Raw genomic sequence first — 16517 nt, 5'->3', positions numbered from 1 at the left:
ATGCGTGAGGTAGGCGTCTGGTAACATAACGAATCTTATGACGCACGCCATTTCCCGGCTTAGCACCCTCCCCATCGATCACGCAAAGCACCACGGTGGCCTTTCAGGCAACCGCGCCTCAAACTCCGCAACCAGCTCCGCTTGCAGGCCAGCCGTATACTTTCCGGCCAGGAACAGGTCGATGATCTCCCTGTAGAAACGCGCCCAGCAATCTTCCTCTCGGCCAGGTATGATCGGATAGAAAAGGATGTTGTTCGCCCTGGCCGCTTCCAGGTCCCCCGGAGCGTCGCCAACCATCAGCATCCTGCCTGCAAGGTATCGGCCCTCTGTAGCCAACCGGAGCTGTTCCTTCTTGCTGCCTACCTCTTGGCCGGCGATTATGGCGGCAAAGCGTGCAATGTCGTGCTCCTGCCACTCTCTCTCCAGGGCTTCTCCTGGGGTACCTGAAACCACCATGATATCGGCGTGCTGCGCGAGCTTCTCGAGGCTTTCCCGGACAAGTGGAAACGGCGGCACGCCGCGCACAATATCCGCTACCGACGCATTTACGGCCTCGCTCCACTGCAGCGTCGTCAGAAGCACTGGATCGTTGGAAGACGCCACCGCCTCCCGGAGTGCGGGGTTGCCAAGTGGCACGCCAGACTCTACAAACCTACGAAGGGCAGTCACGTCAGGCACCACGAACTTCCGACGCTGTACCTCTGGATGCTCTCGCAACAAATCAAGGACCTTGAGGAGCGCCGGGAAGCGGTTGGCACCGCGCCACTTTGAATACAGATTGACAAACTCAGCCGCTTCCCGCGCGTACTTTGCCACGGGTTGCAAGCCCCAGTACTTGATAATGTTTGGGATGAAACACTCTTTGTGTTTGATCTCCATGGAATCGAACACGCACCCATCCGAGTCGATCCCCACGAAGAATTCATGTCTCGGTTTGAACTCCGCCAAGTCCCTTTTTGCCTGAGCCGTCGTTCCCATCGTGTCCACTCCCGTAGGTCATCCATGCCTAAGACTAACCGCAACGCACCAAGGCTCGCAACGCGAGCTTACCATCATGGTAGCCACAAACAAACAGCAAGAAAACCTGCCTCTGCCTGTGCCCACCTCGCAGAGCTCATCGTGCTCCTCAGGGTTGCGCCGTCCGTAGCCTGTAGAGCACCTCTCCGGCTTTTTCCACAAGCAACACGCCTTCCTCTTCCCGGTTGCGCCACCCATCCAGATCTATACTTCTCCAGTCTCGGTACCCAAGGTTGATCTTCCTGCAGATACCCTCGGGAATGGCGGTCGCAAGAGATACGTTGATCCTGGGCCGCTCTACGCCGTCCTTGTAGCTCCCGGCGCCTTTCACATGTGTGGAGTGTGCGAGCACCCCGCGCGGTACGTCTGCAAAGCGCTCCATTTGTGCCAAGTAGTAGTCGCGCACGTGGTAGCCAATTCGTCGCAATATCGCACCGTGTGTGTGTGAAATCTCTGCGATGTGTGGGGCATAAATGATCAGTTCCCCTCCGTCGGCCACCACCGGCTCCAGCTTGTACATGACCTTGCCTGCGACCCAGAGGTCCTCGTAATTCGGGGGCGCGATGCCCAGCACCCGGCTATAGGGCCGATCGACGTAGCGAATGTGGACCTGCGCCGAGAGATCAGCGGCCCTCGACCACGCCTCCTCGTTATCCCCGACATAGAGACCCTTGAGCGCGCCTTCGTGGCACACCATGTTGAAGTACAGCCGAGGAACGCTCAGAAAAGAAGCAGCGCGGTCCAAAAGTCTCCTTATAGGATTGTCCCTAATGCCGTTCAGAACGATGTTTGTAATGATCGCTGAAAGCCAATGAAAAAAGTCTATGAATTCCGCCCCGGAAACTCCTGGGAAAAGGTACTTGTTCCCCCCAGAAAAACCGGCGACCTCGTGCGGTACTACTGGACTTAGAATGAGAAGCAAATCGTAATCAAAAAGGCGCCTGTTGACAGTAACTCGGGCCACCTCTTTGAGTAATCCCGCAGAGATCTCGGCCACCTCCTCTTCTGAGATGGTGCCGATCACAGTCAGTTCTTCGGCCTTGTCGTACGCATGGTTGATGAAGCCGATGTCCTTGTAGCACGTCTGGAGATCGGAAATGGAGACGCCCACGCGCTCGGCAATCTTGCGAGTGTTGAGTGGCTGATGTGTCCCCAGGGCAATCATGAAATCAAGCGACTTCACCTGGGGACGAAGCGTCTCCACCAGCAGCTTGAAGAACAGCGGAATGGGCGCGTTGCGGGTGAGGTCCGGCACTATTACGAGCACGCGCTTGCCCGCCAACTTCTGCTGCGAGAGCGCCTGAAGAACTATCCCGCAAACCTCTTCCTCAGAGAGGAACCCTACTGGATCTCCCCTTCCTATGAGCATCGTGTCCTCTTTCAGTCTGTCCACACTGTGTGAAATACGCCTGGCTTGTCGACCCGTCGATACGTATGCGCTCCAAAATAGTCGCGCTGCGCCTGAATCAGATTGGCGGGCAAGATGGCGCTCCGATAGCCGTCGTAGTAAGCAAGTGCACTGCTCAGCGCCGGACAAGGGATTCCGTTTTCCGCGGCCCGGATAATGACCTCGCGCCATGCCTCTTGGCAATTGCGCAGGGCCTCTCCGAAATAGGCGTCCAGCATCAGATTCGCCAGATCCCGCGTTCTCCCGTAGGCTTCCCTGATTCTATCCAAGAACTGCGCCCGGATGATGCAGCCCGCCCGCCACACGGAAGCGATCGCGCCAAAATCGAGGTGCCAGCCGTACTCGCGGTCGGCAGCCCGCATGATCTGAAAGCCCTGGGCATAGGAACAGATCTTCGCCGCGTAGAGAGCCTGGCGTATCTTCTCAATGAAGCCCTCACTCTCGGGCACAGGCACAGGTCGTGGGCCCGATAGGAGCTCGGCTGCTCTTACGCGCTCTTCCTTGAGTGCACTCAGCATCCGGGCGAAGACAGCCTCGGCAATTGTCTGCGCCGGTGCTCCCAGGTCAAGTGCGGCCTGGCTGGTCCATTTCCCCGTGCCCTTCTGCTCTGCAGTATCGAGAATCAGTTCAACGAGCGGCTCGCCCGTTTCCTCGTCTTTCTTGCGCAAGACACGGGCAGTGATCTCGATCAAATAGCTCTTGAGCTCCCCGGCATTCCAGTTCTCGAAAACGGTCGCCATCTGCTCCGCGCTGAGACCGAGGAGGCGCGCCATGAGGAAATAGGCCTCGCTGATCATCTGCATGTCAGCGTACTCGATGCCATTGTGCACCATCTTAACGAAGTGTCCCGCACCGCCAGGCCCGATCCATGTGCAACACGGAGTTCCATCATCGGCCCTCGCGGCGATAGCCTGCAGCATTTCCCGGAGGTGGGGCCAGGCTTCGGGGTTGCCTCCCGGCATGATCGCGGGACCCCAAAGAGCTCCTTCCTCACCGCCACTAATGCCGCTGCCAACGAACAGTATGCCCGTCTCTTCAAGTTGCTTGAGGCGTCGTTCAGTGTCCAAGAAGTGGCTATTCCCACCATCGATGAGAATGTCCCCAGCGGCAAGCTGTCCTTTCAAGCTGTTGATGACCGCATCGACCGCCTGGCCTGCCGGAACCATAATGAGGATTTTCCTGGGAGTATGCAGGTGCACAAGAAACTCCTCAAGCGTGCCGTAGGCTGCAACACTCTTTCCCGATCCCTTCCGACTGAACTCGTGCCGTTTGCCTTCATCGAGATCGAAGCCAGCAACTGAATAGCCGTGGCGTTCCATGTTCAGGGCGAGGTTCTGTCCCATCACTCCGAGACCAACCACGCCGACATCATGCTCTTCCATGCCTGCCTCTCCCGTCAAATGGTCATCGCGGAAAACCCGCCATCCACACGAATGATGGCCCCCGTAACGAAGGAAGACGCCTTTTCGGAAGCCAGCCAGAGCACTGCCCCGGCGAGTTCTTCCGCCTCCCCGAAGCGACCCATGGGCGTATGCCTCAGAATGGCCTCGGTGCGCTCCTTGGTGAGAAGTCTTCGGTTCTGCTCCGCGGGGAAAAAGCCAGGGGCAATTGCGTTGACGCGCACCCTATGCGGGGCCCACTCCCTTGCCAGAAACTGCGTGAGATTGTTCACGCCGGCCTTGGAAATGCTGTACGTGAAGACCTTGGAAAGAGGGGGGCCAGACGAGGCCGAAGAGATGTTGATGATGCTCCCTCCTTCACCCTGCTCGATCATCTTCTTGCCAAATATCTGACAGGCAAGAAACATGCTCTTGAGATTCACGTCCAAAATCTTGTTCCATTCTTCCTCGGTGATCTCGAAAAATGGTGTCGCAGAGTTGATACCCGGCGCGTTGATGAGAATGTCGACGCGGTGGAAGGTCCTCTCTACGGTCTGCTCTGCCGCTTCCAGGTCGCTCTTGGTAGCGGCATCTGCGGGCACCGCAATGGCCTCCCTCCCCAGCGCTGCTATCTCTGCGGCGCGCGCCGCGGCCTTCTCTTGATCGAGGTCGACGACGGCCACTTTCGCGCCAGCCTTCGCCAACGCCAGGCACATGGCGCCGCCAAGCACGCCACCCCCACCAATAACCACTGCCACCTTGCCGTCCAAACCGAACAACTCCTCGAGGTAGCCCATGTTTCACTCTCCCAAGAAAAGAGGTCGAATATGACGCTCCAGAATGTTCTTGGTTACGTTGGCCGAAATGGTATCCTCATGCTTCAACACGAGGTTGGTGTAGCGGGTTCCCATCTCTGCAGCGATTTTGTATGCCACGTGAAGCAACTGCCGGAAATTCTCATTGAAACGAGAGTTGCCTGGTTCATTTCGCAGGGCACCCACAAATTCATCTTCGCTCCACCTGTCTACTTCCACTGGCTCCGGGAGTTTTCTTGCGACAATCTTCGTGACTGCCGCGTAAGGTGCCACCAGTTCTTCAAGGCGTTGGTACGCTTGGCGGTAGATCTCTTTGGCGACACTGAGACCGTCGCCGCCGACTTCTGCCAGTCCGGCCAGCTCCTCAAGCCAGGTCGTGCCTGCCGTCTTGATGTGGAGGCCCGCATCATGCCGGAATAGGGCCTCTCTGATCGGCCCATAGAGGGCAAACTTATCGCTCCCGGAATGGAGACTCAACTTGAGAGCCTTGGGCAAAGCGAACTCACCAACTGCCAACTGCAGGGTCTCGAGCATGAGAGCAAAGTGTCGCGCAAATTCCTCGACGTTCCCCTCATAGTCCACACCCTTGTGCAGCTTTCCTGGAAACCTCGGTGCAATGGTCGCAAGGGGGATGCCTCTGTCCGCGACCTCCGACAGCAAGAAGAAGAGCTCCACAGGATGCTGCGGCTCAGCGGTCTCGTCCATGGACAACTCGAGGACGAAGGGCGCGCCATCTCGATGGCGGGTTATCAGCTGATACACCGCTTCTAACTCATCAATCGCGGCCAAGTAGCGACGACCAATCCGCTCCAGTTCGGCCCTTCCCACGCGGAACCGGGCGTCGGTGGAAATCGTCAGTTCACCAAGGTACCTTTCATTTCGCCTCACAAAATCTTCGAGGCGGTCGATTGCCGATGGTCTTCCTATCTGCTCGGCCACGTCGACCGTGAAAAAGTCGCAGTCTTCCACAAAGAAAGTGACGCTCGTGGCGGTGACATGGTCTGCGTCGACGAAGTAGGGCCCCTTCCAGCCCAGGGCCCGCACGGCCTCATCTGCTTCTTTCCGCGTGTCTGCAGGCCTACTGCCAACGATGACGTGCTCGCGGTAGGACTTGTTCCACACCGGTGTCACCTCCACGCCGAGCGGGCGAGCTTCAACCACGGCCCGGAGAAGCGCTTTCCCTTGCAACCCGAAGCGGTCGCCGAGACCGAATGAGTATTTTCCCAGCTCCAAGTTCGATTCACCTATTGCGCTACACATACTCGGCCCTTCACAGCTTGTACGCCTGCTTAGGCAGATCGTAAGCCAAAGCCCGACTCAGCTTCTTGGCTTCGGCCATATCGATGATCTTGCGCGCCACCAACCCAGCTAAGAAGTTGCAGTCCATCCGCCGTGCCAGGTCATGTCGCGCCGGGATGGACGGAAAGGCCCGGGTGTCATCGTTGAAGCCCACCGTATTGTAAATGCCGGCCGTTTCGGTCACCATCTTGCGGAAGCGGATCATCCCTTCGATGCTGTCGTGGAACCACCAGGGAGGTCCCAGACGCATGGCGGGGTAGTGCCCGGCCAAGGGAGCCAGCTCCCTCGAATATGCCGACTCATCCAGAGTGAACACAATGAGGGTCAAGCGGGTGTCATTCCCATACTTGTTCAACAGTTCGTAGAGGTTCCTGGTGTACTCCGTTACCACCGGGATGTCACACCCCTTGTCTGGACCAAAGCGCCGGAAAACAAACTGATTATGGTTCCGGAAAGAGCCGGGATGAATCTGCATTACCAACCCGTCCTCGATGCTCATGCGGGCATATTCCATCAACATGTGCGCCGTGAAGTGCGCCGCGTCCTGGGCTGTTGCCTTTCCCTTGAGTGCGCGTTGAAGAATGACCTCAGCTTGCCTCCGACTCAACTCGTGTGTGTAGGGACTCTCCACGGCATGGTCAGTGGACACTGCACCCATTGCCTTGAAGAAACGTCTCCGTTCCTCGAGTGCCTCAATGAACTTTCCGTACGAGTCTATCTCGATGCCGCTCACCTCACTTAGCCTGTTGACGTTTTCCCTCCACCCTTTCGCCAACAGGTCCGTCACTCCATCCGGACGAAAACAGGGAATTACCCTGCCCTGCCAGCCTGATTCCCTGATCCTGCGGTGCTGGGCAAGCGTATCGGTGGCCGCATCGGTGGTGGTGAGGACCTCGATCTTAAACCGCTCGAAGAGGGAACGAGGCAAGAACTCTGGACTGCGCAGCTTCTCCGAGATCTCATCGTAGATCTTCATCGCGGAACTGCTGTCCAGCTTTTGCTGGATGCCAAACACCTCCTCGAAAACGTACGCGAGCCACAGAGAAGTCGGCGTCCCAGCAAAGAGGAAGTAGTGGTCGGCAAAACACTGCCAAATCTTGCGGTGGTCGGTCTCCACCGGCGTCCCGTCCAGCGTGGGAATGCCCAACGACTCCAACGGGATACCCTGCGAGTAGAGCATGCGGAAGATGTAGTGGTCCGGAATGAGGATCAGCTCTGTGGGGTCAGGGAAAGGGCGATTTTCCGCGAAGATGCGCGGGTCGACATGGCCATGGGGGCTGATTATGGGCAGGCCCCTTACGCCCTCGTAGAGCGTACGCGCGATCTTGCGGGTCTTCGCATCAGGATCAAAGAAGCGGTCAGCAGCAAGCATCCCTCTCTTCCTCATTCGTCCTCCCAAGGTTTTCGTGGCACCACCATGGTGAGCGAGCATCCGCTACCTTAGGCTATCAGTACCCGAAGAGCCTAGGCAGGAACAAGCTGAACCAAGGCACATAGGTCACGATCAGCAAGACGACGATCATGCCGAGATAGAAAGGCACCAGCGTTCGGGTGATGCGTGCAATGGTGGTGTTGCCGACGCCGCATCCCAGAAAAAGCACCGAACCGACCGGAGGTGTACAGAGCCCGATGCAAAGGTTCAGAACCAGGACGATGCCGAAGTGCAGTGGACTCATGCCAAGGCGAACCACTACCGGCAAGAAGATCGGCGTGAAGATGAGAACTGCGGGGGTCATGTCCATGAACGTGCCCACGATGAGCAAGACGATGTTGATGATGAGCAGAATCGCCAGCTTGCTGTCGGTGAGAGCAATAAGGGCCGCACTGACATTCTGCGGAATGTTCTCGTAGGAGAGAATCCACGACATTCCGGAGGAGGCTCCAATCAGCAGCATGACGATGGCCGTCGTCTCTACCGTCTTGAGGAGGATCTGCGGCAGCTCTCGGATCTTCACTTCCCGATAGATCGCCACCGAGAGCAGAAAGGAATAGAGGACGGCAATCCCGCTCGCTTCCGTAGCAGTAAAGAAGCCGGCGATAATGCCGCCAATGACCACCACAACGAGCAGGAGACTGGGAATCGCATCCAAAAGCCTCCGCCCTCCCTCAAGGAGCGACACCTTTTCCCCGACCGGGTATTTCTTGGCCACGGCAATCGCTGCAGCCACGGCTATCAGACCCAAGCCTAAGAGAATCCCGGGCAGGTACCCGGCGATGAACAAAGCTGCGATGGAAACACCTCCACTGGCCAATGAGTAGACGATCAGCACGTTCGAAGGTGGGATCAGTAGCCCCGTCGTCGCTCCTGTCACTGTGACTGCGGTGCTAAAGTTGGCATCGTACCCCTCTTTCTTCATCGTCGGAATCATGAAGCCGCCGATTGCTGAGGTGGCCGCGGCCGCGGATCCGGAAATAGCGCCGAAAAACATGCAGGCGAGGATGTTGACGTAGGCCAACCCTCCCGGAAGCATCCCGACCAGAGCCTTGGCGAGGTCAATAAGGCGCCTTGCAATCCCGCCTCTGCCCATGAGCTGGCCAGAAAGAATGAAGAAGGGAATTGCCAACAGCGTGAAACTGTTGATTCCGGTGGCCATGCGCTGTGCCACTGTGGTGAGAGCCGGCACTGGGCTAATAGTAAAGAGCATCGTCAAGGTCGTGGCGATACCGATGGCGATGGCGATGGGCACGTTCATAGCGAGCAGAAGAACAAAGCTCACAACCAACGTCACCACTGACAGATCCATTGAGCAAACTCCCTCTTGAGTTGTGCCTCCGTTCGGTTCATTGCTCAGATCGGCTCGCCGACCTGCCTGGGGATTGCAGGGGCTTGCTTTTCACGCAACGTTTCCACGATGAAATGAAGGGCAAAGTAGATCATGAGAAAACCCGAAATCGGCAGTACCGAGTAGACGTACCCCATTGGCACCCCGAGGGCAGTAGACACCTGACCAAGGGTGAAGGTGAGCTGCACAAGACGTATTCCGCCAATAACCATCACGAACAGAGCGAAGAGAAGTACCAGCAGGTTTATCGCCACCTCAAGGATTTTCCGTTTGCTGCCTGTCAGCCTGGTAGCCAGCACGTCGATTCCCAAGTGTGCCTTGGTGCGGTACGCATAGCTGGCACCAAGCAAACCGACCCACATCAGCTGAAACCTGGCCAGCTCCTCGGTATACGAACTGGGATTGCGAAGCACGAAGCGCGTGAAAACCTGCCACGTAACATCCAGCACCATGGTCGCCATGAGGAAACTGAGGAAAATACCAAGGGCTCTGGTGATGTATCCGGTCAACTTTGCCATAGCAGGTCTCCCTACTCCACCCGTTGAATCTCTTGAATCAGCTCATAGATAGGCGTCCCTTTGTAGGCGTCGTACATCTCTTGCACCGCGCGCCTAAAAGGAGCTTTGTCGGGGTGCAGCACCTGAACTCCCGCCTTTTGCACCTCCTGCAGGGCCTGCTCCGATGACTCTTGCCAAAGTTTTCGTTGGTAGTCAACCGACTCGTCCACCGCTTCTTGCAACCACTTCTGCTCCTCGAGCGAAAGAGTCTCCCACACCGTGGTGCTCATCAGGAGAATGTCGGGGATTGATGTGTGCTCATCCAGGCAGTAGTACTTGCAAACTTCGTAGTGACGCGAGAAGTAGAAGCTGGGTGGGTTATTCTCTGCTCCGTCCACCACGCCTTGCTGGAGGGCAGTATAAAGCTCACCCCACGGGATCGGCGTAGCCGAGCCGCCCAGCGTCTGTATCATTTTGAAGGAAGTAGGACTATTCATGACCCGAATCTTCAGGCCTCGTAGGTCGCCGGGTTGCATAATTGGGACCTTTTTCGTGTAGAAGCTGCGGCTGCCGGCGTCGTAGTAGCACATGCCGCGAAGGAGAAACCTCTCCCCTGCCAGCAGCAGTCTCCTCCCGATGTCGCCACGCAGTACCTTCCAGCGGTGTTCATCGTCCCTGAACACGTATGGGATGCCGAATATCTCCATTTCAGGCACGAACGCCTCCAAGGGGGCGGTGGACACCTTGGTCATGGCCAAGCTACCGATTTGCAGCAACTCGATTAGTTCCCTCTCGTCGCCTAACTGCCCGCTTGGGTAGATGTCCACTCGGAGTCGTCCGTGGGACTTTTCAGCCACGCGTTCGGCCATGTACACCATGCCCTTGTGCACGGGGTGATTGGTGTCCAGGGCGTGCGCAAGCTTCAGAACCCGCGTTCTTCCGCCAGACTGCGAACAAGAAACAAGCAAAGCAGCAAGCAGCACGGGCAGCAAACTACGTCTCATACTCGTGCTTCCTCTCTAAGAAATGAACGCGCGCAGGCGGTGTCGGTGAGCACCGCCGTGCGGAAGCATGAAGCGCATCCCACGATGAGCTCCGGACCAATCCTACCAGCACCTGCAGCCGACATGCACGTCACGGCGCGAGCAGTCAAGATACCGCTTAGCGGGCCAACCATCCACCGTCCACCGCCACAGTATAGCCGTGCATATAGGCCGAAGCTTCTGAAGCCAGAAACACGACGACGCCTTTCAGGTCTTCCGGTTCGCCCCATCTTCCCGCAGGGATTCGCTCGAGGATTGCTTTGCTCCGCACCGGGTCCGCGCGCAGGGGAGCCGTGTTGTCGGTGGCCATGTACCCTGGGGCAATGGCGTTGACATTGATGTTGTGGGGAGCAAGCTCGTTGGCCAGCAGGCGAGTCAAACCCATTACGGCGCTTTTCGAGGCCGTGTATGAGGGCACAAGGATGCCCCCCTGGAAGGAGAGCATGGATGCGATGTTGATGATCTTCCCCCCTCTCCCCTGCTGGACCATCACTTTTGCCACCGCCTGGGTGAGGAAAAAAAGCGTGCGCACATTGACGTCCATCACCTCATCCCAGTCCTTCAGTTCAAACTCCAGCACAGGAGCGCGCCGGATGATGCCAGCGTTGTTGACCAGTATGTCGATGGAGCCCATGCGCTCCAGGGCTTGTCGCACAATCAGGTCGATGCTTTCGAGCTTGCGCAAGTCGGTCTTTACGGCCGCGCAGCGTCTGCCCAAGTCCTCGATGCACCGTGTGGTCTGTTCCATGTCCAGCACATCGACAACCACCACGTCGGCCCCTGCTTCCGCCAGGCCAACGGCCATGGCCTGCCCGAGTCCGCGCGCCGCGCCTGTCACAATTGCCACTTTTCCGTCTAGGCGGAACTTGTCCAGAATCATCTCTCCCTCACACAATGTCTTGCTCGGGTGCTACCTGAGCCTTGTCATCTCAATGACATCCATGTCTTCGAAGGTCTGATTCTCGCCACCCATACCCCAGCAGAAGGAGTAGGGTCCTGTGCCCACACCGGCATGAATGGACCAGCTGGGCGAAATGACCGCTTGGCGATTGGCTATCACGATGTGGCGTGTCTCTTCCGCCATGCCCATGAAGTGAAATACCCGCGTCTCCTCAGCCATGTCAAAGTAGAGGTAGATCTCCGTGCGTCTCTCGTGCGTGTGCGGGGGCATGGTATTCCAGTTTGAGCCTGGTGCGAGCACCGTGAGGCCCATGACCAGCTGGCAGCTCTTGATCCCCCCGGGGTGGATGTACTTGTAAATCGTCCGCTCGTTGCAATTGGCCGCCTGGCCAAGATGCACTGCTTCGGCCTCCTCCATCGCCACCTTTCTGGTGGGGAAAGCCGCATGGGCAGGGAAGCTGAGCAGGTAGAAGGCAGCAGGGACGTCTGAGCGTTCGCTTTCAAATGAGACGTCTCTCGCGCCCTGACCAATGTACAGCATATCCTTGTTGCGCAACTCGTAGCTCTTCCCGTCCACGACCACCCTTCCCGTCCCACCCACGTTGAGTAGCCCGAGTTCGCGGCGCTCGCAGAAGTAGTCTGCCGCAAGTTCCCTCGATGCACCGAGATGGAGCGGCTTCGTCACGGGCACAGCGGATCCGAGAACCGCTCTGTCGACTTCGGAGTAGAGCAAGACGACTTCGTCAGGCACAAAGAGAGTGTCCACGAGGAAAGAGCCTCGGATTTCCTCGGTGGTCATTCGCTGGAAGCGAATCGGGTCAGCAGGATAGCGTATCTCCACAAGAATTTCCTCCCAGCTAATCGGTCGTCGTCGCGGAGAGCCAGGGCCAGCTGGGGCCAGTCTGCTCCCTCTTCGAGTACCGGTGTCAGTGGGCAACGACGACTGGGTTGGCCAACCTCTGCACCGTTTCGTCTAAGTACTTGAGAAATTCCGCTTTGGTTTTGATCCCCGAGGGCTCTCCCTCCCACGCAGCCAAGAAAGCGTAGGTCACCCTTCCGTTCTCAGGGCGCAAGAGCACCACGTGACTGTGCTCATCCTCTGCATACCCAGCAAAATCGTGGGTTCTGAAGAGCACGGCCAACCCCAAGCTATCTCCGGCAAGGCTCTGTTTGCCGTAGGTAGCCATGTACGCCCAATCTCCCCCTATGCCCGAACGCAGAAGTTCTGCTGAGGGATCTTTGACGATTCCGGTACACACGTTAGGCGCCTCACCAGAGATTTGAACTTGGTGGGTGGTGATGCGGCTACCGGCCACTATGGTAAGCTCGGACACAAGGTCATAGGCCTTGCCGCCCACCTTCCAGCCGAAATACTTGGTCCTGATGAGCGATCGTACCGGTCCGTTGAGTACCACCTCACACACGACGCTGTCCGTCACGCTCACGCGCTGTGCCTGGCCGTCGACCCACATACCGAGGGAACCGATGCCCAGCGATTCGCCCACCTTGAGGATATCCATGCCCCAGTCGGCCATCTGGTGGTACGACTCAAATCCGTCCTGTCCCACGTCGTGGAGCACCATCTTGGGCACCTTTTTGCCGAAGACATCGATTGCGTTCCTCCAGTCCAGGTAGAAACGGTATCCCACCAAATCGGATTCCCAACCGGGACCTTCGTAGCGGATGAATTCGGAATGATCGGTGTGCTCGGGGGGCACACGGAGCGAGCGCACGTTTACGAAATGACCACCCACGTACTTGCGTCCCACGAACTCGCCACCAGTCTTGACAGAGAGCTCGGCCTGTGTCCTCTTCGGGTAAGTCCGCTCTCTTGAACCTTCTGGGGCGTACCTTAGGCGCAACAATCTCTTGCCGCTCGCCGGCAAGTCCAGCACGGCCGTGATGTTCTCCGGTTGTCCATCTCCGTCCAAGTCTTCCGCCTGACTTGCTATTTCTGTCCCCGCACAGAGCAGCACATAGGCCCTGGGGTTGAAATCCGGGGCTTTCGCCTTGATGCGGCTGATGTCAAGGGTCACCGGTTCGTCCCTGCGAGGGAACGCAGTCGGGTTCTGTGCGTATAGGACAACCGTCTCCGGATAGACGCGCTCCAAGTCAGACTTGCCACACGTCAAGCTTGCCAACAAGGCTACGCCCAGAGCCATGGTTGACAATCGCATCGTTTTCCTCCCTTTGTCCTGGTCCTCTCGGAGGGGCCGTTTGGGACCGGGACCTTGTCATCACTTCCGCATAGCCCAGAGTCTCTTGCACCCCATGGGCCAGCTACCTACGCGCCACGCGGTTTCAGCCTCCACCAAATGGAGCGAAACCCATGCTGCTAAGCAATAGCGGGCATGTGAACCCGCGAGAGTAGTCCGGTGCACCTTGCGGTCACCGTGTCAAGGCAGCCCGGGATCCCCCGTGACATCGAAACGACCGTTTGCCGCGTACCTCCCCAGCTCGGGCGCAGCTTCAACGGAGCAACAGAAGCCTCTGCACCCCCAGATTCTTCCCCGTGCGAAGCCGGCAGAAGTAGACCCCCACCGGGAGGGCGTCAGGCTGCCAAGTTACGGCGTACGTGCCCTGCTGATGGAGACCTTTCGCGAGCTCAGCCACTTGCCTTCCGTTCAGATCAAACACTTGCAGGGCGACGTAGCCTGCCGCTCCAACTTCGTACCGGATGGTGGTTGACCCAGAAAAGGGATTCGGATAGGCCTTGACAAGGTCCAATTCTGCGGGTACGAAGAGGTCGCCGCTTGCAACTCCTTGCGATGTCGAGCCGACGAGGACGAGGTACATGGCGGCGGCGGTCGTGCCGTCCTTAGAGTTCCGCCCAAGCACGACCCTGTCTCCCGGTTCAGTAGCTCTACGAAACAACGCCAACACTTCCTGCGCCCCCCCGGCGCCGGCGAGGGTGAGGGTTAGACCCGTAGACTCGTACTCCTGTAGCCACTCAGGTTTCGCAGCAATGCGGGTAGAATGGGCCACAAAGATCTCGCATGCCTCTTCGGTGACAAACTCGGCCAGGGTAAACAGATAGTTCTTGGTTCGCGAACCGGGGGATGTCTGGACCCATTCCCACACGCGCAATCCCTCGGGGACCGACAGCACAGTTGTTCCGTCTCCGTACGGATCCATGCCCTGAGCGAAATCGGCACGCACGCCCCACCCCTGTGCGTTCTCCACATCGTACACGAGCAGCTCTTTGATCTTTGCCCCTGAACCGCGCTCGACAAACGGCCCATGCCATTCTCCCATCTCCACTTCGTAGGCGCCTATGTCGGGAGCACTGCCGCAGTAGGGCTGCCCAGAAAGAACCCCACGGTCGACAACAGGACTGCTTGGCTTTGGCTTAAGGAGCTCAACCTCCGGAAGGGAACCGTCTCTCTGCCGCGCCGACTTTGCAAGCTGAGTATCGACGCTGAGGAACACGTCCTCATCGAGCGAAACCCCAATTTGCCAGCTGTTGCCCGCCACAACTGCAGTTGGCGGGACCGTGGCCAGCACCGAAGACGTCACGCTCAGGTTGTTCACAAATAGCGATTGGCCTCGAATTGGGTCCCTCGGAAAGTAGAAGTTCCTCCCGTTGTTGTAGGCGGTATTGTGCAATAGAGTCAAGGCACCCGTGTTGTTGTTGTGGTCGAAGCCTTTCGACTGTCGAGCCGGGCCAAGGTTGTCGAAGGCCAGGCACCGCACAACGACATGGTCGCCCGGCACATAGTCACCGCCGAGTTTGAAGCCGTTGCCGTCTCCCCCAAAGTTCGCGGGATTCCCGAACAACGACGGGTCACCGTTGTGGAACGCCCAGCAGTTCTCCACGGTAATCGTGTTTGCTGCGCGCCAGAAGTCAAAGCCGTCGTCAGAATTCTCCCACGCACGGCATCCATAGAAATGGTTCCCTGGGAGAATGTCGAACTTTGCCCCAAACCCATCCGCGTTTTCGCCTGCGCTAATCCGGTCAAAGTTCCAAAAGCTGTCGCAGTTCTTGATGAGATTGTACGAAGCATTTCCGGCCATATGAATGCCGCTGTCGCGGTTGCCGTAAGCCGTCACTTGATCCAGGATGTTGTAGCTCCCATCCATGCGGATGCCGTTATGGCCCGCGTACCGTACGGTGATTCCGATGACATGCCAATACCAGCCATTGAGGCGGATGCCATTCTGACTGCTCTCTTCTGCCTGACCAGAGAAATCCAGTATTGGCGTCTCTCCCGGGTACGCCACGATGGTTATCGGCTTTTCGGCCGTGCCGTGCCGAGAGATCTTGATGGTCGCATTGTGGTAATAGACCCCTCCTCGCAGCACAAATACATCGCCGGGTTGCGCCTGATTAGTCGCGTAGTCAAGCGTTGCCCAAGGTTGGTCCAACGTGCCCGGATTGGCGTTCTCCCCGTGCGGGGCAATGTAGAACACCCTGTCGCCTCCAGGAATGTGGCCCCAATACACGTTTAGTCCAGAAGGGGGCTCCTGCCCTCTGCTCACTGCAGGTAAAACGAAGAATGTCAGCAGCGCAAGCCACGGCACACGGCGATTTGAGAACGTCATTGTTCCTCAGCGAGTCTTGCTTTCGCAGCCATTGGGTACAAAAGTGCCCCCCTCGCTCACGCTTGCGTACGAGGGGGGCGTTTGCGTCACTTCGTCACGACCAGCTTGCGCGCCTGGGTGAACGATCCAGCGGTAAGCCGGCAGTAGTACACGCCGCTGGCAACATCCGTAGCGTTCCACAGGACAGCGTAGACACCCGGGCCTTGCTTAGCATCCACAAGTTGCGCCACCTGACGTCCGCTTGCGTCGTACACCGTCAAAGTCACGTGAGCGCTGACGGGCAACATGTAGCGAATCGTGGTCACCGGATTGAACGGATTCGGGTAGTTTTGCAAGAGCGCAAATTGCGTCGGCACTTCTGGTTCCCGTTCCACCACCCCGACGCTCACCTTAAGACTGCCTCCCTCAAAGGAGATCGAGCCGTTGGGGCCCAACACAAAGGGAATCGTGTTATCGAACTCGCCGGCGACCAGGTGCAACACGCCGTTGATGGTGGTGGGCTGCGATAGGACCACTCCCTCAGAGTTGTTGATGGTCAGATCATTCACTACCGATGGCATCGCCGCGCTGGTTACCTGGCGCGTGGTTCCATTGAACGTGTAGTTGGCAGCAGTGCTCAGCGTCACCACTCCGGCTGGCAATGTCCCCAAGAAGCCCGCCACGCCATCGCTGTGAGCCGTTGCCAGCGTTGCGCCAGGATTCAAGACAAAGATGCCGTTGCCCGCTAACACGCTCTGCCCTACGTCCAACGTGGTGCCAGAGCTCACCTCGATGGGCAAGTTGACAATGTTGTTGCCCTCACCCAAGGTCAGCTTCTGCACCCCAGCCTTGGCG

General features: G+C 57.9%; 14 protein-coding genes. All 14 read right to left on the bottom strand.

Features of this window, described 5'->3' with window-relative positions:
• Positions 1–78: 78 nt before the first annotated feature.
• Positions 79–978 (bottom strand): HAD hydrolase-like protein, encoded by a 900-nt coding sequence (locus H5U38_14100; GenBank protein MBC7188154.1) that lies wholly within the window; start codon positions 976–978, stop codon positions 79–81.
• A 148-nt stretch (positions 979–1126) separates the two neighbouring features.
• On the bottom strand, positions 1127–2386 hold the full coding sequence (locus tag H5U38_14095; GenBank protein MBC7188153.1) for a DUF2088 domain-containing protein: 1260 nt from the start codon (positions 2384–2386) through the stop codon (positions 1127–1129).
• Positions 2387–2397: 11 nt separating this feature from the next.
• Complete coding sequence (gene gndA, locus H5U38_14090) at positions 2398–3807, bottom strand: NADP-dependent phosphogluconate dehydrogenase (GenBank protein ID MBC7188152.1); 1410 nt, start codon at positions 3805–3807, stop codon at positions 2398–2400.
• Positions 3808–3821: 14 nt separating this feature from the next.
• The gene (locus tag H5U38_14085; GenBank protein ID MBC7188151.1) at positions 3822–4601 is read right to left on the bottom strand and encodes a glucose 1-dehydrogenase; all 780 of its coding nucleotides are present in this window, start codon (positions 4599–4601) and stop codon (positions 3822–3824) included.
• A 3-nt stretch (positions 4602–4604) separates the two neighbouring features.
• Positions 4605–5879, bottom strand: a complete 1275-nt coding sequence (locus H5U38_14080; GenBank protein ID MBC7188150.1) for a hypothetical protein — start codon at positions 5877–5879, stop codon at positions 4605–4607.
• Positions 5880–5889: 10 nt separating this feature from the next.
• Positions 5890–7305, bottom strand: a complete 1416-nt coding sequence (uxaC, locus tag H5U38_14075; protein MBC7188149.1) for a glucuronate isomerase — start codon at positions 7303–7305, stop codon at positions 5890–5892.
• A gap of 61 nt (positions 7306–7366) precedes the next feature.
• Positions 7367–8662 carry a TRAP transporter large permease gene (locus H5U38_14070; protein MBC7188148.1) on the bottom strand — a complete coding sequence of 432 codons (1296 nt, stop codon included), beginning with the start codon at positions 8660–8662 and terminating at the stop codon, positions 7367–7369.
• 44 nt (positions 8663–8706) lie between these two features.
• On the bottom strand, positions 8707–9219 hold the full coding sequence (locus tag H5U38_14065; GenBank protein ID MBC7188147.1) for a TRAP transporter small permease: 513 nt from the start codon (positions 9217–9219) through the stop codon (positions 8707–8709).
• 11 nt (positions 9220–9230) lie between these two features.
• Entirely contained in the window at positions 9231–10202 is a 972-nt protein-coding gene (locus tag H5U38_14060; GenBank protein MBC7188146.1) for a TRAP transporter substrate-binding protein, read from the bottom strand.
• Positions 10203–10359: 157 nt separating this feature from the next.
• A complete protein-coding gene (kduD, locus tag H5U38_14055; protein ID MBC7188145.1) occupies positions 10360–11121 on the bottom strand; it encodes a 2-dehydro-3-deoxy-D-gluconate 5-dehydrogenase KduD in 762 nt (253 codons plus the stop codon).
• 30 nt (positions 11122–11151) lie between these two features.
• Positions 11152–11982 carry a 5-dehydro-4-deoxy-D-glucuronate isomerase gene (kduI, locus tag H5U38_14050; GenBank protein ID MBC7188144.1) on the bottom strand — a complete coding sequence of 277 codons (831 nt, stop codon included), beginning with the start codon at positions 11980–11982 and terminating at the stop codon, positions 11152–11154.
• An 85-nt stretch (positions 11983–12067) separates the two neighbouring features.
• Positions 12068–13318: a DUF4861 domain-containing protein gene (locus H5U38_14045; GenBank protein MBC7188143.1), complete on the bottom strand. Its 1251-nt coding sequence runs from the start codon at positions 13316–13318 to the stop codon at positions 12068–12070.
• Positions 13319–13610: 292 nt separating this feature from the next.
• On the bottom strand, positions 13611–15551 hold the full coding sequence (locus H5U38_14040) for a right-handed parallel beta-helix repeat-containing protein (protein MBC7188142.1): 1941 nt from the start codon (positions 15549–15551) through the stop codon (positions 13611–13613).
• Between the two features lie 218 nt (positions 15552–15769).
• Positions 15770–16517 (bottom strand): T9SS type A sorting domain-containing protein (locus tag H5U38_14035; GenBank protein ID MBC7188141.1); only part of this gene is annotated, 748 nt, incomplete at its 5' end.

Source organism: Calditrichota bacterium (genome assembly GCA_014359355.1).
Lineage (GTDB): Bacteria > Zhuqueibacterota > Zhuqueibacteria > JANLFK01 > Oleimicrobiaceae > Oleimicrobium.
The sequence above is the reverse complement of the archived record's forward strand: the minus strand, read 5'-3'. Positions and strand labels throughout refer to the sequence as shown.

Excerpts from the sequence above, each read along its gene's own strand:
- gndA (MBC7188152.1), bottom strand. The coding sequence starts at position 3,807 with ATGGAAGAGCATGATGTCGGCGTGGTTGGTCTCGGAGTGATGGGACAG.
- H5U38_14065 (MBC7188147.1), bottom strand. The coding sequence starts at position 9,219 with ATGGCAAAGTTGACCGGATACATCACCAGAGCCCTTGGTATTTTCCTC.
- uxaC (MBC7188149.1), bottom strand. The coding sequence starts at position 7,305 with ATGAGGAAGAGAGGGATGCTTGCTGCTGACCGCTTCTTTGATCCTGAT.
- H5U38_14060 (MBC7188146.1), bottom strand. The coding sequence starts at position 10,202 with ATGAGACGTAGTTTGCTGCCCGTGCTGCTTGCTGCTTTGCTTGTTTCT.
- H5U38_14100 (MBC7188154.1), bottom strand. The coding sequence starts at position 978 with ATGGGAACGACGGCTCAGGCAAAAAGGGACTTGGCGGAGTTCAAACCG.
- kduD (MBC7188145.1), bottom strand. The coding sequence starts at position 11,121 with ATGATTCTGGACAAGTTCCGCCTAGACGGAAAAGTGGCAATTGTGACA.
- H5U38_14045 (MBC7188143.1), bottom strand. The coding sequence starts at position 13,318 with ATGCGATTGTCAACCATGGCTCTGGGCGTAGCCTTGTTGGCAAGCTTG.
- H5U38_14080 (MBC7188150.1), bottom strand. The coding sequence starts at position 5,879 with ATGTGTAGCGCAATAGGTGAATCGAACTTGGAGCTGGGAAAATACTCA.
- H5U38_14070 (MBC7188148.1), bottom strand. The coding sequence starts at position 8,662 with ATGGATCTGTCAGTGGTGACGTTGGTTGTGAGCTTTGTTCTTCTGCTC.
- H5U38_14085 (MBC7188151.1), bottom strand. The coding sequence starts at position 4,601 with ATGGGCTACCTCGAGGAGTTGTTCGGTTTGGACGGCAAGGTGGCAGTG.
- H5U38_14095 (MBC7188153.1), bottom strand. The coding sequence starts at position 2,386 with ATGCTCATAGGAAGGGGAGATCCAGTAGGGTTCCTCTCTGAGGAAGAG.